Annotated in this window: 24 protein-coding genes; 16 read left to right on the top strand and 8 right to left on the bottom strand. The window is 47.9% G+C overall.

Features of this window, described 5'->3' with window-relative positions; translation table 11 throughout:
* Nucleotides 1–197: 197 nt before the first annotated feature.
* The gene (gene yihA, locus P2G88_RS15945; RefSeq protein ID WP_275797730.1) at nucleotides 198–818 is read right to left on the bottom strand and encodes a ribosome biogenesis GTP-binding protein YihA/YsxC; all 621 of its coding nucleotides are present in this window, start codon (nucleotides 816–818) and stop codon (nucleotides 198–200) included.
* Nucleotides 819–1,019: 201 nt separating this feature from the next.
* Between yihA and P2G88_RS15940 the strand changes: the two genes are divergently transcribed.
* The 4 genes from P2G88_RS15940 (at nucleotide 1,020) to P2G88_RS15925 (ending at nucleotide 3,671) form a co-directional block, all read left to right on the top strand.
* Nucleotides 1,020–1,637 carry a c-type cytochrome gene (locus P2G88_RS15940; RefSeq protein ID WP_275797728.1) on the top strand — a complete coding sequence of 206 codons (618 nt, stop codon included), beginning with the start codon at nucleotides 1,020–1,022 and terminating at the stop codon, nucleotides 1,635–1,637.
* Between the two features lie 493 nt (nucleotides 1,638–2,130).
* Nucleotides 2,131–2,676 (top strand): class I SAM-dependent methyltransferase, encoded by a 546-nt coding sequence (locus P2G88_RS15935; RefSeq protein WP_275797726.1) that lies wholly within the window; start codon nucleotides 2,131–2,133, stop codon nucleotides 2,674–2,676.
* A gap of 51 nt (nucleotides 2,677–2,727) precedes the next feature.
* On the top strand, nucleotides 2,728–3,213 hold the full coding sequence (gene yihI, locus P2G88_RS15930; protein WP_275797724.1) for a Der GTPase-activating protein YihI: 486 nt from the start codon (nucleotides 2,728–2,730) through the stop codon (nucleotides 3,211–3,213).
* Nucleotides 3,214–3,218: 5 nt separating this feature from the next.
* Complete coding sequence (locus tag P2G88_RS15925; RefSeq protein ID WP_275797722.1) at nucleotides 3,219–3,671, top strand: DUF2489 domain-containing protein; 453 nt, start codon at nucleotides 3,219–3,221, stop codon at nucleotides 3,669–3,671.
* Here the strand turns inward: P2G88_RS15925 and P2G88_RS15920 are convergent.
* The gene (locus tag P2G88_RS15920) at nucleotides 3,649–4,230 is read right to left on the bottom strand and encodes a DNA-3-methyladenine glycosylase I (RefSeq protein ID WP_275797775.1); all 582 of its coding nucleotides are present in this window, start codon (nucleotides 4,228–4,230) and stop codon (nucleotides 3,649–3,651) included. The two genes, P2G88_RS15925 and P2G88_RS15920, sit on opposite strands and share 23 nt — an antisense overlap.
* Before the next feature lie 118 nt (nucleotides 4,231–4,348).
* Between P2G88_RS15920 and glyQ the strand changes: the two genes are divergently transcribed.
* From glyQ to P2G88_RS15905, 3 genes are all read left to right on the top strand, one after another.
* The gene (gene glyQ / locus P2G88_RS15915) at nucleotides 4,349–5,257 is read left to right on the top strand and encodes a glycine--tRNA ligase subunit alpha (RefSeq protein ID WP_275797720.1); all 909 of its coding nucleotides are present in this window, start codon (nucleotides 4,349–4,351) and stop codon (nucleotides 5,255–5,257) included.
* Nucleotides 5,258–7,324, top strand: a complete 2,067-nt coding sequence (gene glyS / locus P2G88_RS15910) for a glycine--tRNA ligase subunit beta (protein WP_275797718.1) — start codon at nucleotides 5,258–5,260, stop codon at nucleotides 7,322–7,324.
* A gap of 104 nt (nucleotides 7,325–7,428) precedes the next feature.
* On the top strand, nucleotides 7,429–7,866 hold the full coding sequence (locus P2G88_RS15905; protein ID WP_275797716.1) for a hypothetical protein: 438 nt from the start codon (nucleotides 7,429–7,431) through the stop codon (nucleotides 7,864–7,866).
* 46 nt (nucleotides 7,867–7,912) lie between these two features.
* Here the strand turns inward: P2G88_RS15905 and gyrB are convergent, their stop codons facing one another.
* From gyrB to dnaA, 4 genes are read right to left on the bottom strand one after another with little or no spacing between them, the layout of a single operon-like run.
* Nucleotides 7,913–10,333, bottom strand: coding sequence for a DNA topoisomerase (ATP-hydrolyzing) subunit B (gyrB, locus tag P2G88_RS15900; RefSeq protein ID WP_275797714.1), 2,421 nt, complete (start codon nucleotides 10,331–10,333; stop codon nucleotides 7,913–7,915).
* Between the two features lie 4 nt (nucleotides 10,334–10,337).
* On the bottom strand, nucleotides 10,338–11,429 hold the full coding sequence (recF, locus tag P2G88_RS15895; protein ID WP_275797712.1) for a DNA replication/repair protein RecF: 1,092 nt from the start codon (nucleotides 11,427–11,429) through the stop codon (nucleotides 10,338–10,340).
* A gap of 26 nt (nucleotides 11,430–11,455) precedes the next feature.
* Nucleotides 11,456–12,559, bottom strand: a complete 1,104-nt coding sequence (dnaN, locus tag P2G88_RS15890; protein WP_275797710.1) for a DNA polymerase III subunit beta — start codon at nucleotides 12,557–12,559, stop codon at nucleotides 11,456–11,458.
* A gap of 21 nt (nucleotides 12,560–12,580) precedes the next feature.
* Nucleotides 12,581–13,969, bottom strand: coding sequence for a chromosomal replication initiator protein DnaA (gene dnaA, locus P2G88_RS15885; RefSeq protein WP_275797708.1), 1,389 nt, complete (start codon nucleotides 13,967–13,969; stop codon nucleotides 12,581–12,583).
* 523 nt (nucleotides 13,970–14,492) lie between these two features.
* On the opposite strand from dnaA, the gene rpmH reads away from it, so the two are divergent.
* The 6 genes from rpmH (at nucleotide 14,493) to mnmE (ending at nucleotide 18,792) form a co-directional block, all read left to right on the top strand.
* Nucleotides 14,493–14,627 carry a 50S ribosomal protein L34 gene (gene rpmH, locus P2G88_RS15880; protein ID WP_275797706.1) on the top strand — a complete coding sequence of 45 codons (135 nt, stop codon included), beginning with the start codon at nucleotides 14,493–14,495 and terminating at the stop codon, nucleotides 14,625–14,627.
* A gap of 13 nt (nucleotides 14,628–14,640) precedes the next feature.
* Nucleotides 14,641–15,009, top strand: coding sequence for a ribonuclease P protein component (gene rnpA / locus P2G88_RS15875; protein ID WP_275797704.1), 369 nt, complete (start codon nucleotides 14,641–14,643; stop codon nucleotides 15,007–15,009).
* A complete protein-coding gene (yidD, locus tag P2G88_RS15870; RefSeq protein WP_275797702.1) occupies nucleotides 14,964–15,215 on the top strand; it encodes a membrane protein insertion efficiency factor YidD in 252 nt (83 codons plus the stop codon). The genes rnpA and yidD overlap by 46 nt, the downstream gene beginning before the upstream one ends.
* A gap of 6 nt (nucleotides 15,216–15,221) precedes the next feature.
* Nucleotides 15,222–16,859, top strand: coding sequence for a membrane protein insertase YidC (gene yidC, locus P2G88_RS15865; RefSeq protein WP_275797700.1), 1,638 nt, complete (start codon nucleotides 15,222–15,224; stop codon nucleotides 16,857–16,859).
* A gap of 77 nt (nucleotides 16,860–16,936) precedes the next feature.
* Nucleotides 16,937–17,419, top strand: coding sequence for a YajQ family cyclic di-GMP-binding protein (locus P2G88_RS15860; RefSeq protein WP_275797698.1), 483 nt, complete (start codon nucleotides 16,937–16,939; stop codon nucleotides 17,417–17,419).
* A gap of 8 nt (nucleotides 17,420–17,427) precedes the next feature.
* Nucleotides 17,428–18,792, top strand: a complete 1,365-nt coding sequence (mnmE, locus tag P2G88_RS15855) for a tRNA uridine-5-carboxymethylaminomethyl(34) synthesis GTPase MnmE (protein ID WP_275797696.1) — start codon at nucleotides 17,428–17,430, stop codon at nucleotides 18,790–18,792.
* A gap of 4 nt (nucleotides 18,793–18,796) precedes the next feature.
* Here the strand turns inward: mnmE and P2G88_RS15850 are convergent, their stop codons facing one another.
* On the bottom strand, nucleotides 18,797–19,306 hold the full coding sequence (locus P2G88_RS15850) for an STAS domain-containing protein (protein ID WP_275797694.1): 510 nt from the start codon (nucleotides 19,304–19,306) through the stop codon (nucleotides 18,797–18,799).
* Nucleotides 19,303–20,625: a SpoIIE family protein phosphatase gene (locus tag P2G88_RS15845; protein ID WP_275797692.1), complete on the bottom strand. Its 1,323-nt coding sequence runs from the start codon at nucleotides 20,623–20,625 to the stop codon at nucleotides 19,303–19,305. The genes P2G88_RS15850 and P2G88_RS15845 overlap by 4 nt, the downstream gene beginning before the upstream one ends.
* 175 nt (nucleotides 20,626–20,800) lie before the next feature.
* Here P2G88_RS15845 and P2G88_RS15840 point away from each other — a divergent pair, with 175 nt between their 5' ends.
* From P2G88_RS15840 to P2G88_RS15830, 3 genes are read left to right on the top strand one after another with little or no spacing between them, the layout of a single operon-like run.
* Nucleotides 20,801–21,253, top strand: a complete 453-nt coding sequence (locus P2G88_RS15840) for a flavodoxin domain-containing protein (protein ID WP_275797690.1) — start codon at nucleotides 20,801–20,803, stop codon at nucleotides 21,251–21,253.
* A gap of 17 nt (nucleotides 21,254–21,270) precedes the next feature.
* Nucleotides 21,271–21,921 (top strand): DnaT-like ssDNA-binding domain-containing protein, encoded by a 651-nt coding sequence (locus tag P2G88_RS15835; protein ID WP_275797688.1) that lies wholly within the window; start codon nucleotides 21,271–21,273, stop codon nucleotides 21,919–21,921.
* Nucleotides 21,902–22,717 (top strand): ATP-binding protein, encoded by an 816-nt coding sequence (locus tag P2G88_RS15830; protein ID WP_275797686.1) that lies wholly within the window; start codon nucleotides 21,902–21,904, stop codon nucleotides 22,715–22,717. The genes P2G88_RS15835 and P2G88_RS15830 overlap by 20 nt, the downstream gene beginning before the upstream one ends.
* Nucleotides 22,718–22,960: the final 243 nt, after the last annotated feature.

Below are 22,960 nucleotides of genomic sequence, written 5' to 3'. Positions count from 1 at the left end.
GCAGATTTCAAGAAAGACGAATTAGGCAAAAGGCAGGACGTCGAGAGTAAAAAAACACCCCGAATAGAATTTTCAAAAAAGAAATTATATTCCGAATGAACTTTCCCTAAGGTTACGACTCAGAACTAGTGGTTTATGTGTGTTTGTGTGTGTCCCTGAGTCTCAGCCCCGTTTTATACGGGGCTTTTTTTTGGGCATTACTCTGCCTCAGGCTCTTCGGCAACGTTATAGCCAAACCAATGATCCAACACCCTCTCCACTTCAGTGACACCGATGCCATCCAAAGAGGAAAATAGCTGTACGGTCACATCACCACAGAAAGCCATGCTCGCCTCCCTGGCCATCAGTAACTGCTCTTTACGTTTACCGGATTTAAGCTTGTCTGCCTTAGTCAGTAGGGCCAGAACAGGAAGCTTAGCATCAACAGCCCAACGAATGAGATCCTGATCCAAATCCTTGAAAGGATGGCGAATATCCATCAGCACCACCAACCCCTTCAAGCTTTTACGCTGTTGTAAGTACTCACCAAGTGACTTCTGCCACTTACGCTTCATCTCAAGGGGCACCTGTGCAAAACCATACCCTGGCAGGTCCACCAATCGACGCTCTTCATCCAGGGCAAAGATGTTGATCATCTGTGTGCGTCCAGGAGTTTTACTGGTCCTGGCTAGCCCTTTCTGTCTGGCTAGCCGATTAAGAGCACTGGATTTACCGGCGTTAGAACGACCAGCAAAAGCGACTTCAATTCCCTCATCGGCACCTAAATGTTTGATATCAGGGGCACTAATGATGAATTTGGCATGACTATAACGACTCACGGTAACTCCGGCAGCGGGGACTCAGTGCTCCCCGGCATGGTCTAAAGCTAAATATTGATGCGATTATATCACTGATACTGTCGCTCGCCTTGCATCGAGCGGCTAAATCCCTACAAATAAACGGGAATATATTTTCCTCGGGGATAGAATGTGTAAAATACGCAATGAAAAATTATCGCCAGTAGCTCAACGAGAATTCCTATGAAGAAATTATGCCTCTTGCTATGTCTGTCTCTTTCCTTACCGGTTTTCGCGGCAGGAAACGCCGAAGCAGGCAAGGCCAAGTCCGCCACCTGTGCGGCCTGTCACGGAGTGGATGGCAACAGTATGCTGGATATGTACCCTGCCATTGCCGGGCAGCATGAAGGCTATCTGGTTAAACAGCTGAAAGAATTTAAGCTGGGCTCAACCAGCGGTGGCGCAGAGGGACGTTACGATCCGGTGATGTCCGGTATGGCAGCCCCCTTAAGTGAAGAAGATATGCAGGATTTAGCTGCTTACTTCTCTTCTCAGAAAGGCAGGGAAGGCTCAGCTCCTGAAGAAGTTATTGCCAAAGCGGAAAAGCTTTATCGTGGTGGAGACCTCAGTCGCGGCGTAACAGCCTGTGCGGCTTGCCATGGCCCTAAAGGTAACGGTATGGGTCTTGCCGACTTCCCCGATATAAGCGGCCAACATACTGCCTATATCAAAAAGCAGTTAATGGATTTCCGTGCCGGCAAGCGCGCTAATGACATGAATGGCATGATGCGCGATGTAGCAATGCGTCTTACTGATGAAGATATCGAGCTGCTGTCTAAGTACATTGCCGGCCTGTACTGATTTCCCTGAATACTCCTCTGGCGGTGAAGCCTTTCACCGCCTCTCTCTCTGAATCAGCCCTTTTAGTTCCCCTCTGTTTAAAAAACTTTTGTAAAAAAGTTGTAAAACCATTTTTTTCCTGTATTCTTTCGCATCAAACAACAGGGAATGCACGCGGACTTCAAGGAAGTCAACTAGCGTTAAGTATAGTCTGCAGCGCATCTGTATGAAAAAAGATACCAAGGAAGACAAATAACGCGCCGGGAAGGCCAAAAATCGCTTCGTAAACAAAAATAAAAAGTGAAGCGTCTGATAAGGCTATCATCAAGGTTCAGGAAGAACGAAAAAACGGGAGAAGTGTCATTTGGCACTTGGTTATAGGAAAGGCGATAGTTAGACTATCGCCTTTTTCTTATCTGCTACCATGATTTGCCCTCTCTGCTGCACTCACGAAGTGTCCCCATACTGGCAAGACAAAAGACGACATTATTGGCAATGCCAACGATGTGAGTTGGTGTTTGTAGCGCCTGAGGACCGACTGACTGCCGAAGAAGAAAAGCGCCTGTATGACCTGCATGTGAATCATCCCGGAGATGAAGGCTACCTTCGTTTTCTGTCCCGCCTCGTCAGTCCTTTGCAAGCGCGCCTGGGCGACCAAAGTCATGGTCTGGATTTCGGCTGTGGGCCCTGCCCAGTATTGGCCATGGAGCTTGAAACGCACGGACATAAGGTTGCATATTTTGATCCCTTCTATTTTCCAGACCATCGCCTGCTTGAAACGCAGTACGATTTCATTACCTGTACCGAAGCCATAGAGCATTTCTTTGCTCCAGGAAGGGTTTGGCAGCAGTGGTTAGCAATGTTACGTCCTATGGGTTTACTGGCCATTATGACCAAGCGCGTCATCAGTCTGGAGCGTTTCCAATCCTGGCATTACAAGAACGATCCTACCCATGTATGCTTTTTCAGTGAGAACACCTTTACCTGGCTCGCGCAATCATATGATTTGACAGTGAGTTTCCCCAGTGCCGATGTGGTCATCTTTCAGAAACTCGCATAGTGCCGCTGGCCAGAGTAAAATGGGGTTATTCACCTCAGATATCAGAGCATCATGACAAAACAACCGTCGAGCAGCCAGAAAAGCCGTCCTTATAAGAAGAAGGACGGTAAGCAGGCTCCTGCACAAGACAAAAAGCCTAAGAAGTTAAGTGGCCGTCCACCAGGTAGTCGCCACAGTGAATCCAAAGCCAAAACACTCTCCACTACAGGGGTTAATAAGGATCCCAGGATCGGCAGCAAAAAGCCGATTCCACTGGTAGTACAGGAGCAACCCAAGCAAGCCAAACGCTATTTTTCACCCGCTCAGGAGCTTAAGGCTATTGAGGAAGATGCACGCCTGGAAAGCCTGTTAAGCAGGTTAGAAGAAGGTGAGCAACTTAACGCCGATGATAAAGCCTATATGGAAGCCAAGTTAAGCCGCCATGCACAACTTTGTGACATGTTGGGTATTGTTGCTGAAGTGGATGAACCTGAACAGGATGAGGAAGACGACCTGTTTGACAAGTTTCACAAAGCCGATATTAACAGCTTCAGGTAGAGTCAGTGCAACTGGGTTTAACTTTAGCGGTAGTTAGCGCCGTTGTTATCATTGTCGCTTTAGGGGTCTACGCAGGCAGATTGTTGTATCTTTTGCATCATCAACAACAACAGCAAAAGCGCCAACTTCAACAGCGGCAGGACTACCTTGTCTCTAGCATCCGAACCATTGCCATGGCCGTGGAGCAGCAGCAATGTGAGTTGTCCGAGGCCAGCATCCGCCTGTGCGTATTGCTGGACAATCTGCCGGCTCCAGTGAATCAAGCTTATTCGCAGCGCTTTAGTGCGCTGTATGAGCTATATAGCAAAGTACAGCATATGCCTACTCATAAGGCTTGGTCGGCGCTGCCGAAGACGGAACGCAGGAAAATGGAACAACAGCGCGGGGAGTTTGAAGCTGAGCTTGAAACTCGTATCCTAAAAGAGGCCGCTGAGCTTAAAGACTTTCTTCCCGGCTAACTGTTTCGTAGCAATGACATTGCACCAGATGGTCATTAACCATGCCGACAGCCTGCATAAAGGCGTAACAAATAGTACTACCAACAAAGCTGAAACCCCGTTTCTTGAGCGCTTTTGACATGGCATCAGACTCAGGGGTTGAAGCAGGCACCTGGGACAAATCTGTCCATCGATTTTGAATCGGCGTACCACCCACAAATTTCCATAGAAATTCACTGAAGTCCTCCCCCTGCTCCACCATCGCCAGGTAAGCCCTGGCATTTTTGATGATGGACCATACCTTTAGCCGGTTTCTTACAATCCCTGGATTCAACAACAGCCTCTCAACATCCGATTCGTCAAAGGCAGCAATCTTATCCGGATCAAAGTCGTAAAAGGCGGCTTCATAATTGGCTTGCTTCTTCAGAATAGTGATCCAGCTAAGACCAGCCTGCTGACCATCCAGGCACAGTTTGGCAAACAAGGTTTTGCTATCCCATTGAGGACGTCCCCAAACATCATCGTGATATTTGCGGTAAAGGGGATCGTCGCTAACCCAACCACAGCGAATAAGCTCCACCATCTTTACTCCATTTAAGTCTAATTCAACAAGGTAAACAAAATACCCTACATTCATGACCTGGCAAAAGGTATACTTGCCAGCATTTTTTCAGACAAATTCAGCAAGCAAAGGCCTTATGCATAAGTTTGATATCAAGACCTTCCAGGGACTCATTCTGGCCCTGCAGGACTACTGGGCGCGCCAAGGTTGCGTCATTATCCAACCACTGGATATGGAAGTCGGTGCAGGCACTTTCCACCCCATGACTTTTCTGCGCGCGATTGGCCCGGAGCCCATCAGCAGCGCTTACGTGCAGCCTTGTCGCCGGCCCACAGACGGCCGCTATGGGGAAAACCCGAACAGATTGCAGCACTATTACCAGTTCCAGGTCATGCTGAAACCGTCTCCTGATAATATTCAGGAGTTGTATTTAGGGTCTTTGCGTGAATTGGGATTTGATCCTTTAGTCCACGACATCCGCTTTGTGGAAGACAACTGGGAATCCCCTACTCTAGGTGCCTGGGGATTAGGCTGGGAAGTGTGGCTTAACGGCATGGAGGTCACCCAGTTTACCTACTTCCAACAAGTGGGTGGCTTAGAGTGTGCCCCGGTTACCGGTGAAATTACCTACGGGTTGGAGCGTCTGGCCATGTACATCCAGGGCGTAGACAGTATCTACGATTTGGTCTGGACCGATGGCCCCATGGGACGAGTCACATATGGTGACGTGTTCCATCAGAATGAGGTGGAGCAATCTGCGTATAACTTCGAACATGCTGATGTACAGGCACTGTTCGCTACCTTCGACCAGTGCGAAAAAGACAGCCAGCGTCTGATGGAAAAGGGGCTGGCTCTGCCTGCTTATGAGCAGGTAATGAAAGCGTCGCACGCCTTTAACCTATTGGACGCCAGACATGCTATTTCAGTGACCGAGCGTCAGCGTTACATCCTCAGGGTACGTGCACTGGCCAAAGCCTGTGCTCAAAGCTATTTCGAGTCCAGAGAGTCGCTGGGCTTCCCCATGTGTAAGCAGGAGGCAAACTAAATGCGTCAAGAGAATCTTCTGATAGAAATTGGTACGGAAGAACTGCCACCAAAATCCCTGACACGTTTAGCACAAGCCTTCGCTGAGGAAATGCAGAAGCGCTTGGACCATGCCCAGTTAGCTCACCAGGGCGTTAGTTGGCTTGCCTCTCCCCGCCGTCTTGCAGTCAAGGTTAGCGCTTTGGCATTTCAGCAACCGGATCGTGAAGTAGAAAAGCGCGGGCCCGCTGTAGCGTCTAGCTTCGATGCACAAGGCAATCCGACCAAGGCTGCCCTCGGCTGGGCAAGAGGAGCCGGTATCGAAGTAGAACAGGCACAGCGTTTGACTACCGATAAAGGCGAATGGCTGGTGCACAAAGCTTTATCGAAAGGGGCATCCTTGGATACCCTGCTACCAGGCATGGTCAACGAATCCTTGGCCGCCCTGCCAATTCCTAAGCCAATGCGTTGGGGAAGCCGCAGGACAGAGTTTATCCGGCCAGTGCATACCGCCACATTGCTCTACGGCAGTGAGGTGATGGCCGGGGAAGTGCTGGGGGTCAAAGTCTCCAATACAATTCTGGGTCATCGTTTCCATTCGCAGGGCGCGCAAATTCTTGCTCACGCGGATTCGTACGAGCAAACACTAGAGCAAGCTTACGTCGTGGCCGACTTCAGTAAGCGTCGCGAAATCATTGCCAGACAGCTACAAGACATAGCAACCGAATTGGATGCCATAGTTGAACCTGATCCCGACCTGTTGGATGAGGTGACGGCCCTAGTAGAATGGCCTGTCGTGCTTACCGCAAAATTTGAAGAAAGCTTTCTGCAGGTTCCTAAGGAAGCACTGATCTACACCATGAAGGGTGACCAAAAGTACTTTCCTCTGCAAAGCAAGGAGGGGAAATTGCTGCCCACCTTTGCTTTTGTCACTAACATCGAAAGCAAAGATCCTGAACAAATCATCAAGGGCAATGAAAAGGTTATTCGTCCGCGTTTGGCCGACGCACAATTTTTCTTCTCCACCGACAGGAAAAGCGGTCTGGCTAGCCGTATTGACAGCCTGGACACTGTACTGTTCCAACAGCAATTGGGCACGTTGAAGGACAAATCGGTACGTCTGAGCGAGCTTAGCGCCTTTGTCGCCGAAGCTCTGGGCGAATCAGGCGAGCTGGCCTCAAGAGCAGGCCTGCTGGCAAAAGCCGACCTGATGACCCAAATGGTAATGGAATTTCCAGACGTTCAAGGCGTAATGGGAATGCATTATGCCCTGGCCGATGGTGAAGATCCTGCTGTTGCGAATGCCCTCAATGAACAGTATATGCCGCGCTTTTCGGGCGACACCTTGCCTGCATCGGGGATCAGCTGCGCTGTCGCCATCGCCGATAAGCTAGATACCTTGGTCGGTATCTTCGGTGTTGGCCAGTCGCCCAAAGGCGATAAGGATCCCTTTGCGTTGCGTCGCGCAGCTATTGGCTTAGTGCGTATCATGGTAGAGAAGAAGCTCAATCTTGATTTGGTTTCTTTGATTGAGAAAGCCTTAGAACTGCTGCAAGGGCGCCTCACTAATCCGGAAACGGCCGAGCAGGTGCTGGAGTTTGTGCTAGGACGTTTTCGCGCCTGGTATCAGGAACAAGGCATTGAGGTGGACGTGATCCAAGCTGTTTTGGCTCGACGCCCCACCCGTCCAGCGGATTTTGATGCCCGCGTTAAGGCCGTACAGCACTTCCGCAGCCTGGAAGCGGCTGGCGCATTGGCCGCAGCAAATAAGCGTGTAGCCAATATACTGGCGAAGGCAGAATTTTCAGAAGACGCCAAAGTAGATGAACAACTACTTAAGGAACAAGCTGAAATTGCTCTATGGCAACAGCTTTACCGCGTCAGAGACGAGGTAGAAGCGCTGGTCAGTCAATTTAACTATCGTGAAGCGTTGGTGCTGCTGTCTGCTTTGCGTGAATCGGTAGATAGCTTCTTTGACCATGTAATGGTTATGGATGAAGACATGTCTGTTCGAAATAACCGTCTCGCGCTGCTGCAAACATTGCGCAACTTGTTCTTAAAGGTCGCAGATATTTCTATTCTGAACTAACAGAACCTATAACGGTCACAAAGCCACCTATGGGTGGCTTTTTTATTCCTGATTTTCTTTTATCTGTTATAAAGAAGCATTGCACATATCACAGGGTACTTTTTATGAAGCCAGTTTTTCGTTCTGTTTTGTTGCCTGTAGTAATGGCAGGCTTGCTTTCCTCCTGTGCTACCGGGCCTGGCGCACCGGCCAAAAAACAAATTGAAGCCTTGTATCTCAGAGGTGTGTTCACCTGGTGGGAAGCAGATGAGCGTTTTCTCATGCAACCTAATAAAGCTGGAGTCTACCAAACAGAAGCAGAGTTAATTGCCGATGGGCAGCCTTATGATTTCAGGTTTGCTGATAAAGCTTGGTCAAAAGGTTCGAATTGCGGTTATGCCAATAAGCAGGACGAGAAGATAAAACTTGGCATTGCCGTACAGGCTGACTGTGACACGGCCAATAACAATTTTAAATTTACGCCCAAACGTACCGGCGTTTATCAATTTACAATCGACTTTAGTAAGGCCGACGGACCTTGGGTCAGCGTCCTGGAAAAATAGATAACTATTTGTTTTAAAAAGAAAAAGCCGGGTTCCCCCGGCTTTTTTATACGTCTAAGTTGGCCACTCTGAGCGCGTTCTCTTCGATAAAGGCCCTACGAGGCTCTACCTGATCGCCCATTAGAGTTGTAAACAACTGGTCCGCAGCAATAGCGTCCTCAATCGTGACCTGCAACATGCGGCGCGTTTCTGGATCCATTGTCGTTTCCCACAACTGGCTTGGGTTCATCTCACCCAATCCCTTATATCGCTGTATGTAGATACCGCGCTTGGATTCGCTTAACAGCCACTCTAATGCTTCAGCGAAAGAGGAAACATTTTGTGTTTTCTCTCCACGAGCAACATATCCGGTTTCTTCGATGATACCGTTGATGGCCTTGTTAAGATCGCTGATACGCTTGTATTCAGTGGAAGCAATAAAGTCGTGGTCTAAGCGGTATTCATTGTCGATACCATGCTGACGGACAATAATCACCAGGTACCAGCAAGAATGCTCTTTATCTTCCCTAACCTCAAAGCGGTACAGAGCACCATTGGTTTCATGATCCTGTAAGGAGCTCGTCAAGTGCTGAGCAAACTTCTCAAGAGACTCTTTGCTGCTAAGGTCTGCCACTGTCAGCACCGGAGTATAAACTAAGCGAGTAGTCAGGTGTTTTGGCATGATGCGGCTGATACGGTCGATCATGCCCATAGTGGTTTGGTATTGCTTGACCAATGTCTCAAGGGCTACACCGGTAATTGCAGGCGCACTGTCATTCACATGCAAAGCGGCGTTATCCAATGCCATAGATGTCAGGTAGGCAGTCAACGCTGGATCATCCTTAATGTACTGCTCTTGCTTACCTTTCTTCAGTTTATAAAGCGGTGGCTGAGCAATATAGATGTAGCCTCTTTCGATGATTTCAGGCATTTGGCGATAGAAAAAGGTTAACAGCAAGGTACGAATGTGAGAACCATCCACGTCCGCATCGGTCATGATTATGATGCTGTGGTAACGCAATTTCTCGGGATCATATTCGTCACGGCCAATACCACAACCGAGCGCGGTGATTAAGGTTGCTACCTCTTGGGAAGACAACATTTTATCGAAGCGGGCTTTCTCCACGTTAAGGATTTTACCTTTGAGAGGCAAAATGGCTTGGTTTTTACGGTTGCGTCCCTGTTTAGCTGAACCACCGGCAGAATCTCCCTCCACTATGTAGAGTTCAGAAAGTGCAGGGTCTTTTTCCTGACAGTCCGCCAGCTTTCCTGGCAGACCAGCCAAGTCCAAAGCCCCTTTGCGGCGAGTCATTTCGCGGGCCTTACGAGCTGCTTCTCTGGCGCGTGCTGCATCAATGATTTTGCCGGCAATGATCTTGGCATCGGCAGGGTTTTCCAATAAAAACTCCTGCAGTTTTTCTGCGACAGAAGCTTCCACTGCTGCTTTTACTTCTGAAGAAACTAGCTTGTCTTTGGTCTGTGAGGAGAATTTCGGATCAGGCACCTTGACCGAAATAACTGCTGTCAAACCCTCGCGGGCATCATCACCACTGGCATTCGTTTTCGCCTTTTTGTTTAACCCTTCCTGCTCCATGTAATTGTTGAGCGTACGGGTCAATGCTCCACGAAAGCCGGCCAAGTGTGTGCCGCCGTCTCGCTGGGGAATGTTGTTCGTAAAACAATATATATTTTCCTGGAAGCCGTCATTCCATTGCATAGCAACTTCAACGCTGATGCCATCCTCTCTTTCAACAGAGATATGGAATGCCTTTTGATGCACAGGAGTCTTGTTCTGATTCAAGTATTGAACGAAGGCTTTGATGCCACCCTCGTACATGAAGTGATCGGTCTTACCGTCCCGCTCATCAGTCAAGCGAATAGAGACACCGGAGTTGAGGAAAGACAATTCGCGAAGACGCTTGGCCAAAATATCATAGTGGAATTCGACGTCGGAAAAAGTAGCCGGGCTTGGCCAGAAACGGATCGTCGTACCACGCTCCTCAGATTCTCCAACCACAGCCAACGGCGCCTGAGGGACGCCATGCTGGTACTCCTGCTCATGGGCCTTGCCACCACGGCGAATCCGCAGAAGTAGCTTCTCAGACAAGGCATTTACCACAGACACGCCCACGCCATGCAGACCACCTGAAACCTTGTAGGAGTTATCATCAAACTTTCCACCGGCGTGCAAAACGGTCATGATAACTTCAGCAGCGGAAACACCCTCTTCCGGGTGCAATTCTGTTGGTATCCCACGACCGTTATCTTTTACCGAAACAGAGCCATCATTATGGATAACAACATTGATTTCTGAACAATGTCCCGCCAACGACTCGTCGATGGAGTTGTCTACAACCTCAAAGACCATGTGATGCAAACCAGTACCATCATCTGTATCACCGATGTACATTCCAGGACGCTTCCTGACAGCATCGAGTCCCTTTAACACCTTGATACTGGATGAATCATAATTGCTTTGTTCTGACATCACTTCACTCCTCTTTCACCTGGCCATGTTCCACGTGAAACAATTTCATTTGTTCATGATTCCGGATAAACGCCACTTGTTGTTCTTCTATGGCGGTTATAAAAATTTGGGCTGAGGTTTCCAACAGCTTTTCAACAAAGAGTTGGCGCTTAGACGCATCCAGCTCTGCACCAATATCATCGAGAAGGAAAACGCATCCTCGTTGCTTTTGGTCTTGGAGATACTGAGCTTGCGCTAATAACAGCGCAGCCATTAGCATTCTTCCTTGTCCTCTCGAGAGAACGTCCTGCGCAGGCAATCCATCTACCTTGATACGAATATCAAACTTATGGGGACCGCTTGTCGTGTACCCATAGCGAATGTCTTTATGTACATTTTCCTGCAACACATCCGCTAGGGAGCGCCCCTTTTCCCATCCGCTATGATACGAGATTTCGAGACAAAACTCAGGTAGAAAATGCGATAGATTTGCCATTATGTAGGGCTCAATGGCGTTCAAAAATGACTTCCTGAGACTACTTAGCACCTCTCCCTCATTTGCTAAACTGGCTTGCCAATAGTCATCAATCATCGTCCTCCGTTGTTCAGCCGATTGCCGCAATAAAGCATTCCGATGCTTTAGTAGTTGCTGGTATTTTACGGATACTGGCCAATAGGATTGTTCCACGTGGAACAATCCCCAATCTAAAAAGCGCCGCCGTAATCCAGGAGCCCCTTCAATTACCTCAACACTGGATGGGGTAAAAATCTGGCATGGCAATAGTTTCACCAAATCAGACACCCGCTTAATGCTTTCACCATCCTGGCGTATGAGAATATCTCCGTTGCGATGTCGCTGATATCCCAAACTGGTAGTCGCTCCACTCTCCAGTTGGGCGCGACAAAAGACAGTAAATGAGTCGGTTTGGTGCTGGATGACGTGTTGGTGTCGGTTAGTACGAAAGGAGCGGCCAAAGCCAAGGTAGTGTATGGCCTCAAGTATTGAGGATTTGCCACTACCATTGGCACCGAGAATAACATTCAACTGACGAGCCGGACTAATTGCCACTTCCGCCAGATTCCTGAAATTGGAAATCTGAATTTTGTCCAGCCGCATATTGTTTTTAAGTGCCTGCAGATTTCCTACAGGCGCATTGGCATAATAACGTACAGCGCGGAATCGTCTGTGGCGTCTTCAAGCAGGGCGCTACTGTTCGAGTCAGACATAGTAATCTTAACCTTATCTGAGCCAACAGCATTCAATACGTCGATGAGATAGGCGACATTAAATCCAATCTCGAGACTATCTCCCTGATAGTCCACATCCACAATCTCTTCCGCTTCTTCCTGTTCGGGGTTGTTTGCGGTAATTTTCAATTCACCGCTCGCCAGGTTGAGCCTGACACCCCGGAATTTTTCGTTGGACAGAATTGAAGCCCTTGAAAAGGCTTGCTTCAGATTTTCCTTGCTGGCCTCCAGGGACTTGTCACCATCTTTGGGCAGTACCCGACGGTAGTCCGGGAATCGGCCGTCAACCAATTTACTGGTGAAAATAAAATCTGTTGAGAAAATCCGGATATGGTTAGCCCCAATCTGTACCTTGATGGGCTTCTCATCGTTCTCAATCAGTCGGGTAATTTCCAGCACACCTTTGCGAGGTACGATAACCTGACGTTCTGGCAGATTGCCTGCGGCATAGGGCAAACGACAAAGCGCGAGGCGATGACCGTCAGTAGCAACGGTACGAATGATGTTACTCTCGGTTTCGAACGACATGCCGTTCAGATAATACCGAACATCCTGCTGCGCCATGGAGAAGTGTGTACTGTCTATCAGACGCTTTAGATCAGACTGAGACAATTCAAACTCAACCTCGCCCTGCCAGTCTTCTAAATTGGGATAGTCCGAAGCAGGCAAAGTAGACAGAGAATACTTACCACGACCAGACTTAAGCAAAGCTTTGTTGCCATCCAAGGAGAACTGTATGTCTCCGTTGTCACTGAAGCCCTTGCAAATATCCAAGAGCTTTTTCGCAGGAACCGTGATCTCGCCTTCAGCGTAATCACCGGTCAAGCTGACATTTGAAATCAGCTCAACCTCTAAATCAGTGCCTGTCAACCAAAGTGTGCCCTCACTAACCTTAATCAGGACGTTAGAGAGAATGGGTAATGTGTGTCGGCGTTCAACAGCACCTGCCACCAGTTGCAGAGGCTGTAAGAAGTTTTCCCTACTTATTGTAAATTTCATGAGCGACTCGTTTTACTGAACTTATGATGACAGGGTTCGAATTAAATTCTGATAATCTTCTTTTATGTCATGACTCTCTTCACGTAACTGTGCCACTTTTCTGCAGGCATGCAACACCGTTGTATGATCGCGTCCACCAAAGGCATCCCCTATCTCAGGCAAGCTATGGTTGGTCAATTCCTTGGCCAACGCCATGGCAACCTGCCTCGGCCGGGCAACACTGCGACTACGACGCTTTGAGAGTATGTCAGCCACCTTTATCTTGTAATATTCGGCAACCGTTTTCTGTATGTTATCTATAGTAACGAGTTTTTCCTGCAAGGCTAACAAATCTCTTAGAGCCTCTCGGACGAAATCAATGGTAATAGGACGCCCAGTGAAATTGGCATTCGCAATTACCCGGTTTAATGCACCTTCCAGTTCACGAACATTTGAACGTAAACGCTTGGCAATAAAAAAGGCGACTTCATCTGGCAGGTGAATTCGGTTCTCCACCGCCTTACGCATCAAAATGGCTACCCGTGTTTCCAGTTCTGGGGGTTCGATGGCAATGGTTAGTCCCCAACCAAAACGGGACTTCAGTCTGTCCTCAACCCCGTCGATCTCCTTAGGGTAACGATCTGAGGTCAGAATGATTTGCTGATTGCCTTCCAACAGAGCGTTAAAGGTATGAAAAAACTCTTCCTGTGAGCGGTCTTTTTTGGCGAAGAATTGAATATCATCTATCAGTAGCGCGTCAACAGAGCGGTAGTAACGCTTAAACTCTTCTATGGCATTGTTCTGAAGGGCTTTAACCATGTCCTGTACAAAGCGTTCGGAATGCATATAAACCACTTTTGCACTGGGATTGCGTGCCATCAGACCGTTGCCAACGGCGTGCAGCAAGTGAGTTTTACCCAGGCCCGTACCACCATAAATAAATAACGGGTTATAAGCACCACCAGGATTGTCAGCTACTTGTGTAGCAGCCGCACGGGCCAGTTGGTTTGATTTACCTTCAACGAAATTTTCAAAAGTGTAGGTCAGGTTAATATTGCTTTTGTGTTCAACATTAACGACTGGCGTTGAAGGCCGCGCTTGAACCACTGGGGCTGTGACGGCGTTTCCATTTACCGTCGGCACGGCCTGCTGCTGTACGGCAACACTCGGGCTGAAGCTTTTCTGATTAGCAGCAACACCCACATCAAAACGCAGGCTCGGCGCTTTATCAGGGGTACAGATTTCTGAAAAAAGTTGAGTAATCCGACCAATATACTTGTCCCTGACCCAATCCAACACGAAACGATTGGGTGCATACAGGGTTAAGGACGTCTCCTCTTCATGGGCTTGCAATGGCCTTATCCACATACTGAACTGCTGTGTAGGCAACTCCTGTTGAAGCCTTTTCAGGCATTCGTCCCATAAAGACATGAACTTAACACTCCTGCAAGGCGCTAAAGAGTGGGTTTTAAGTGCGAAACCCAAATGAAAATGCGCCCCAAAAAGACAAATATTGGAAATGGTGACGGTTCCAAGATAGAACGACTATCATCAGCACCGCCTTTTCGGACCGACATAATGCCGACATTTATCCACAACATCAATATTGATCTTTGCGCGTTTTATGCTCCCCTCTCCAAAAACACATACACATTTGTTTTTATTAGCTTTTTATTAATTATTGGCGCTTGATAATTATTTTACTCTCTGTGTTTAACGCTATTTGGATAGAAATTTTTGTGCCATGTTTTACGCAAAACCGGTTTTTATGTGGATAAAGAATTAAAAAGGCCATCCTTATCAACATATGGAAGAAAGAAGCGCTGTAAAAATAAACCATTCTATGCTGGTAGAGCATTGACAATGACTGACGGGATCTCTAGAATTCAGCGTCCTTTTCCGGCACCCTTGCTGGAAATGTTAGAAACACTACTGATTTGCGGCGGACTAGGTCATGAAAAGAACATTTCAACCAAGTAATTTGAAGCGTAAGCGTAGTCATGGTTTTCGCGCCCGCATGGCGACTAAGAACGGCCGTAAAGTTCTGGCCAGTCGTCGTGCTAAAGGCCGTGCCCGCCTGACTGCTTAATGCATTTATCGAAGTGGGTGAAAATCATTTTTCACGGGAGTTAAGGTTACTTACTCCCGCCCATTTCGAGAATGTATTTCAACAAGCCATTCCAGCAGTTTCTCCTCAGCTTACTATCCTTGCTAAAGCCAACCAGTTAAATCATCCTCGGTTGGGTATTACTCTCTCTAAAAAACGTTTAAAGCGAGCCCATGAACGCAATCGGGTTAAACGCATTGTCCGCGAAAGCTTTCGACTAAAACAACACCTACTGCCGTCCGTCGATATCGTCGTTGTCGGTAAAAGTGGTCTAGATCAAATAACAAATGCAGAGCTATTGAGTCTGCTTGAGAAGTTATGGAAAAAAATCATTCAGCGTTGCAAACAGCCGGTATCTGGCTGATTCAGCAGTATCAGCGCTGGATATCTCCCCTGCTCGGTCCAAGATGCAGGTTCGACCCTAGTTGTTCACAATATGCCGTAGAGGCCATTGCACAACATGGTTTTTTTATTGGGTGTTGGTTAAGCGCCAAACGCATATTAAAATGCCACCCTTTACACGAAGGTGGTCACGATCCTGTTCCACCACCAAAACATAAAAAGAAGTAGCCACCTATGGAATCCCAACGCAGCTTTCTCCTGATTGGCCTGGCCTTGGTCAGCTTTCTCCTTTGGCAGCAATGGCAGATGGATTACGGCCCACAGCCGATCAATCAAACGCCTGCAACTACTGTTGAACAGGAAACTGACACTCCAGCCTCTGTGCACTCGGATGTGCCGGTCTCTTCCCAGCAGTCTAATGATGTACCAGACATCGCCAAGGGCTCTCAACTTGTCAGGATCACCACTGACAGCCTCGATGTCACCATCAATACACAAGGTGGAGACATTATTGAAACCAAACTGGTAGACTTTCCCGTTACCCAGGGGTCTCAAGACAGTTTTGTGATGTTTAACAGTGAGCCGGCCAGCCTGTATATCGCCCAGAGCGGTCTGATTGGGCGTAACGGACCAGACGCTATTTCTAATGGTAGGCCCCAATATCGGGTTGAGCAGTCAACCTATGAAATGACATCCGATACCTTGAGTGTTCCTCTGACATATGAAACTGAAGGTCAAAAAATTACTAAAATCTTCACTTTCCACAAAGGTGAACATCACATTGATGTGGCTTATAAGATTGAAAACCTGAGTGAGCAAACGCAGCAATTCCAGCAATACGGCCAACTAAAACAAACATTGGTCGGGGCTGAAGGTAGCATGTTCATGCCCACTTATCGGGGCGGTGCCTACTCCACCCAAGAAGACAGATATAACAAACTTAGTTTTGATGATATGCAGGATGAGAACCTCAAGGAAGTGACCTTGGGTGGCTGGGTCGGCATGTTACAGCATTATTTTGTATCGGCTTGGGTGCCTTCTCAGGATCAGAGCAATACCTTGTATAGCCGTATTCTTGGCGGGCAGTACGCCGCTATCGGTTACTTGGGTACGCCATTTGACGTGGCCGCCGGTGAAGAAAAAGAAGTCTCCAGTGTGCTGTATGTTGGTCCGAAGGACCAAGACACACTGGCACAAATTGCTAATGGGTTAGACCTGACGGTTGACTACGGTGTGCTGTGGTGGATTTCTCAGCCTCTGTTTTCATTGCTGCAGTTTATCCACGGTTTAGTGGGTAACTGGGGTCTGGCTATCGTCTTTATTACCATCATCGTTAAAGGTGCCATGTATTGGCTGACCAAAGCCCAGTATGAATCCATGGCCAAACTGAGGGCCCTGCAACCTAAAATGGCGGCTTTAAAAGAGCGCTATGGTGAAGACCGTCAGAAAATGTCGCAAGCCATGATGGAGTTGTACCGTAAGGAAAAGGTCAATCCCATGGGCGGTTGCCTGCCGCTGTTGTTGCAGATGCCAATCTTCCTTGCGCTTTACTGGGTGCTATTGGAAAGTGTGGAACTGCGCCATGCGGAATTTTATCTTTGGATCACTGACTTGTCCGTCAAAGATCCCTACTTTGTTCTGCCTGTGCTGACCGGTGCCAGCATGTATCTGCTGCAAAAATTGCAACCCATGACCATTCAGGATCCTATGCAACAAAAGATTATGCAGTGGATGCCGGTAATGATGAGTATCTTCTTCTTATGGTTCCCTGCCGGTCTGGTATTGTACTGGCTAATCAGTAACGTGATTACGTTGGTCCAGGCCAAGTTAATCTACAGTTCCATGGAAAAGCGCGGCATTAAAACCAAGTAGCAACTAATCAAAGCCCGCCACCGCGGGCTTTTTTATATCAATGGGTTAAAATCAGCCAATAAAAAACGGAGAGTACCATGCCATCATTCGACATCGTTTCAGAAATAGATCTGGTTGAAGTCCGCAACGCCGTGGATAACGCCAATCGCGAACTCAGCACACGTTTTGATTTTCGTAACGTCGAAGCCGGTTTTGAACTCAAAGAGAACCAAGTGACCATGAGCGCCGATGGTGAGTTTCGTCTGCAGCAAATGCTCAGCATACTGCGCGACAAATGTGCTAAACGTGGCGTCAATGCCGAATCTCTGGAAGAACAAAAAGTCGATCATATTGGCAAAACGGTGAAGCAACAGATCAAGTTTCGCCAGGGTATTGAGCAGGATATGGGCAAAAAAATCGTTAAGTTGTTAAAAGACAGCAAGATGAAGGTACAAGCCTCGATCCAAGGCGAACAGGTTCGCGTCAACGGCAAAAAGCGCGATGATCTGCAAGAAGCTATCGCCCTGATCAAAAGTTCCGAGTTGGGACAACCTTTCCAGTTCACCAACTTCCGCGACTAATGCCAGACATGCAACAACAGCAAACTATCGTCGCCCAGGCTACAGCCCCTGGGCGTGGCGGCGTCGGCATATTGAGAGTTTCTGGAAAGCAGACGTCTGAGGTAGCCCGATTGATTCTGGGCAGAGTGCCCGAGGTAAGGCGTGCAGAATATCTGCCTTTTTCAGACCAGCATGGGCAGATGATTGACCAGGGTATTGCCCTGTATTTCCAGGGCCCCCATTCCTTCACTGGCGAAGATGTGCTGGAGTTGCAAGGCCATGGTGGTCAGGTAGTGATGGATATGCTGATTCAGGTGATCCTGCAAATACCTGGCATTCGAATGGCACGTCCCGGAGAATTTAGTGAACGGGCATTTTTAAATGATAAGCTGGACCTGGCTCAAGCTGAGGCCATCGCTGACCTTATCGATGCCAGTTCGCAACAAGCTGCACGTTCTGCGCTGCGTTCCTTACAAGGCGAGTTTTCCCGGCATATTCAGCACCTGTCAGAACAAATAATCCATCTTCGTATATATGTAGAAGCCGCCATCGACTTTCCCGATGAGGAAATTGATTTTCTCAGTGACGGCAAAGTCCAGGCCGACTTGCATAACATCATTCAGCAATTGGAGAGCGTTCGCGATCAGGCCCGTCAGGGCAGCATTCTGCGCGAGGGCATGCGAGTAGTGATTGCCGGTCGGCCTAATGCCGGCAAATCCAGCTTATTGAATGCACTGGCTGGTCGCGAAGCGGCTATTGTCACAGAAATAGAAGGTACCACCAGGGATGTATTGCGGGAACAGATCCATATCGATGGCATGCCGTTGCATATTATCGATACCGCCGGGTTGCGTGACAGCACAGATAAAGTCGAGCAAATTGGTATCGAAAGGGCTTGGCAAGAGATAAACCAGGCCGATCGCGTATTGTTAGTGGTGGATAGTACCCAAACCAGCGCCGAAGACCCCCATCAAATCTGGCCGGACTTTATCGACAAACTGCCACCGGGGATGGGAGTTACCCTGGTACGCAATAAAGCCGATTTAAGCGGTGAAGCTATCGGTATACATCAATTTGCCCATTACCCGGTCATCCAACTCAGTGCCCAACAAAACCAGGGCATTGAGATTCTGGCCCAGCACCTGAAAGATTGCATGGGCTTTGAAGCCGGTACCGAGGGTCAGTTTCTGGCGAGAAGGCGGCACTTGGATGCGATTGATAAGGCAGCTGAGCACCTGGACATAGGCAACAGGCAGTTGCAGGACAATCTGGCCGGTGAACTACTGGCAGAAGAGTTGCGACTGGCCCATCAGCACTTAGGTGAAATCACCGGCGAGTTCAACTCTGATGATCTGTTAGGACGGATATTTACCTCATTCTGTATCGGTAAATAGGGATTTATTGTCCGTCTTTTTCAGCCAGTTCCTGTTTCATTAAGTCAACCACTGGCTGAAAAGTCTGACGATTACCTTCATCCAGAGTGAGCAATTCCTCATGGGCCTTAAGGATGGTTTTAACGTGCTCAATCTCACTTTGATTTGCTGCAGGCATCTCAGCAAATGCCAATTCCCTGGCCGATGTAGGCTGATTAACCAGAGTGAAAACTTTGTCCAAACACATACTGCAAAGCAGTGCCTGCATATCTTTTTCAGTGACTAACAGACTGGGATGGCGTTGGTGGAGTTTGATGTACAAGCGAGCGATCAACGCCAACAAGCCCAGGCTGGTACTATCAAGGTAGTGACATTCACGGAGATCCACCAACACTTCGTCACAGCCACTTTGTTGTGAAAACAGCTCATGCACGAAGTGATCAAGACCCGCACTTTGGGTATGACGGACATTACCAGTAAACTTAAAAACACATAACTGGCCATGCTTGGCGAAGAGCACCTGGTCCTCTGTCATCTTTTGCGCCCTTCCATCATTAATAGAGTCATATCATCAGGAAGATGCCTCTCATCCTGTCTGCCCAATGTTGTGGTTAATGCTCTCAGATCGGTAACATGAGGCAATACGGTCTGTTTCAAAACCTTTAGTTTGTTATCCAAACTGTCTTCTTGCATAACTTCCATTACCCCATCAGAAAACAGAATCAATTGGAAATCTGTCGGCAAATTCAGTAAGGCACTCTCATACTCAGCAAAATCAAATAAACCGGTGGGCGTACCTTTCATTTCCAGAAACTGTGATTCGCCTTCACTGATCAAAAGGGGCCAGGGAAAAATACCGCCGTTACAATATTTCAGCTGCCATTTCTGGCGGTCAAATACGCCGAGGAAAATGGCAATATGTTTGCCGAGATCATCTTCCATTAAGGCACTATTCAATTGCCTGAGCACATAGGCAGGGTCGAGGATATCTACCTCGCCCATCCCATACTGACTGACCAGTGTGTTGATAAAACGCTTTAAGTAGACAGTAACGAAAGCCGACGACACCCCATGTCCTGAGACATCTGCCATATAAAACATCAGGTAGCGTTTATCCAAAGCTATATAGTCTGCAAAATCTCCACTCATGTACTCCGAAGGCAGCAGCAAATGCTGCAAACGAATGCCGTCAAATTCCTGCGGGTTAGGCGGCAGCAACTTGAATTGGATACGCTTGCCGGCTTCTTCGCCTTCTTGCAGCGCTTTAAGCGTATTGTGCAATTTGCTGTTGGCCAGCTCCAAGGCCTGGGTTCTGGCTTTCACCCGTTCTTCCAGCTCGCGGTTAAGTGCGACCACTTGCTGAATATAGCCATAACTGCGCAACGATGAGATTACCGCCGTTACCAATTTCTGCGAGGTTAACTCCGTCTTCTCTTTGTAATCATTGATATCGAATTCCATTACCACTTTTTGTTCTGGAGCCTGTCCAGGTTGGCCGGTGCGCAAAATGATTCTCACCGCCTGATTACCCAATTCCCTGCGGACATGGTGTACTAGTTGTAACCCCGCATCTTCCGACTCCATGACTACATCCAGCAACAACAAAGAGATGTCTGATTGACCAGCAAGCACTTGCTTCGCTTCCGCGGCACTGCTGGCAAAAAACAACTGCATGGGCCTCGATTGAAAAACCAGATCCCGAAGTACCAGCTTGGTCAGTGCATGAACTTCTTCATCATCATCCACCACTAAAATTTTCCACGGCTGAACTTCGACAGATATCACGCTCTCCTCTTCTTCCTCTTGAAACAGGAGCGCTTCATCTTCCTCTGCTACGTGGTGCAAATGGGACATTTTCACTGGATTCAAGTGTGGGTAAAACTAGGATTACTATAGCTTTCTATGCTCCGGAGAAACAATTTTTCCACTTTTTGCTTTGTCATCGATGTCCAATTGAATTCGCCAATGATTAGTCCAATTATCGGACAACTTGATATAATCCCGGCAAACGTAGTCAAAGAGAAACAACGTGCCAACTTTCGAAATAATAGTGGGCTCGGTATTGGGTGCCACGGAATATGTCGCTGACGCTCTGCAATCCAGCTTAAACAAGGCCTCTTACGAGAGCAGAATACATCTGCAGCCAGATCTGACAGAACTTAGCAGAGATGCCGTGTGGATAATCTGCAGCTCAACCCATGGCGCTGGTGATCTGCCAGACAATATTCAGGCCTTCGCTGACCAACTGCAATCAGCCAAATTAGATGCTCAGCCTTTCCTTCTTTTCGGCTTGGGAGACAGTAGCTACGATACTTTCTGTGAAGGCGGCAAGAGCTTGTATGAGTTGATGAATAAAGCAGGTGCAACAGCTTTATTACCCGGCTTCTATATCGATGTGCTGGAGCATCCTATTCCTGAAGAAGAAGCAGTTCGTTGGTTTGAAGAAGTATTTCTGAGCAACCAAGCGTTGCAAGCAGTTTAATAATTGAGGCAGATACCTTGACCCAAGGTGAAATCGATACACTTAGTGGAAATATCAGCAACCCTGCGAGGGTATTATATTGCCTCGGTCTTCGACCCAACGCAGATACACAAACCGGACAGACCAAACCACTTAGTTACAAACAGCTGCTGTCATTGTTAAATGCCAAAGAGCCGCTATTTGAGCGTGGAAGACAAATCAATCAATTGCTTGATGAACTGGAAAAGGCCGGACTGGTGGCCTATCCGGCAGATGTGAAATCCGGCCATAGTCTGAATGGTTGCGTCCTCAGTTTGCCCTTGGTGTGTGATACCGGACAAAGTTATGACAATCTGCACATGGGTTGGCAACCCATGACACTAAGCTGGTCTCCGGATCCCTCCCTGTTTACTCAGCTGGCTCAGCTAATAGGGTTAGCAGACCATCTGTTTGATGAGCAAGATCGGGGAGAATTTGTAGCCTATTGGCTTAGCCGGCCAGAGGTGACTCAGACACCTTTCCAATGGACGCAAAAGTTCGCCTTGCATCTGAAAAAACGACGTCTGGATTATGGGCAAAAGCCCACCAAGCGAGTAGGTAACCAACTGGTAAGCAGCACTGCGGGTATCAGCACCGACGAAAATGCCAGAAAACTGGTGGAGAAATACCGTGAAAAGCCTGAAGGATAGAATAGAGCAACTGGGTAAAGCCTTGGGTAAAAAACCCGATGCAAGTCTCGGCCGGGACTACGCGTCAATGCGCCGCCAGTTTGAAGAGCAAGCTAATAAAGATGTGCATCAACTGCAATTAGACGCCAAACGTCAACGTATTCAGCAAATCCATGGCCGTTCAGATCTAAACAGCAAATGGACCTTCGCTAATCTGATTGAAGACAGTGATGATGTGAAAGAAGCTGTCAGTATCGCCAGGTCCTTTATTGCCGCCCACGATGATCCAAGTTGGCGAGCCAGTGGTTCCCATATGATGATTTTTTACGGTGACTACGGCCGTGGAAAGTCACATATCGCCGGCGCTATTGCCCATGAACTGATTGAGCGATACGAGATTTCAGTGCTTTACCGTCAGCTATCCAGTCTCTTGGAAATGCGTTACTTTTCTTATGACTTCAATGCCAAGGATGATGCAGGCCAAAAATTCAGAGAGATCAATCAGGAACTGCTCTCTGTCGACTTATTGGTACTGGATGAAGTCTGTGTTAATCAGACCGAACTGAAGAAAAACACACAAAGCTGGCTGGGTACCCTGCTTAGACAACGTTACAGTCAAAATAAGAACTGTATTCTGATAACCAACCACGATTTGGCTGGCTTAGAAACGGCGTTGGGGCCCTATTGCTTTGAATCCATCAAGGAATATGACACCTACAAAGTACGCTTTTCTGGCCCTAGTAGGCGTAAGACAGTGGAAGATGAACACGTTCAACCTACCGCTCGACAGGGCTATGTACCCAACCAGGTCAGATAATCCCGTTCAATCTTATCCACCGATCTGAAGGATCTGTAACTGATCCTTCAGATCGTGCGAACCGCAACGATCGCCTCAGATCTATCCCAATATTATTCACAAGATCACAACAACTTGATCCTGCATGTGGATAAAAACAACTTTATTCTGTGTTAATCCTCTGTTTACTCATTGAATAACTTTATAGAAACAACCACCTGTGGATAAAGTGGCGAGTTGATCCCAGCTTATACCCCTTGGATC

Source organism: Aliiglaciecola sp. CAU 1673 (assembly GCF_029223185.1).
GTDB lineage: Bacteria > Pseudomonadota > Gammaproteobacteria > Enterobacterales > Alteromonadaceae > Bowmanella.
Note: the sequence above shows the minus strand (reverse complement) of the source record. Positions and strands in the feature narration are given on the sequence as shown.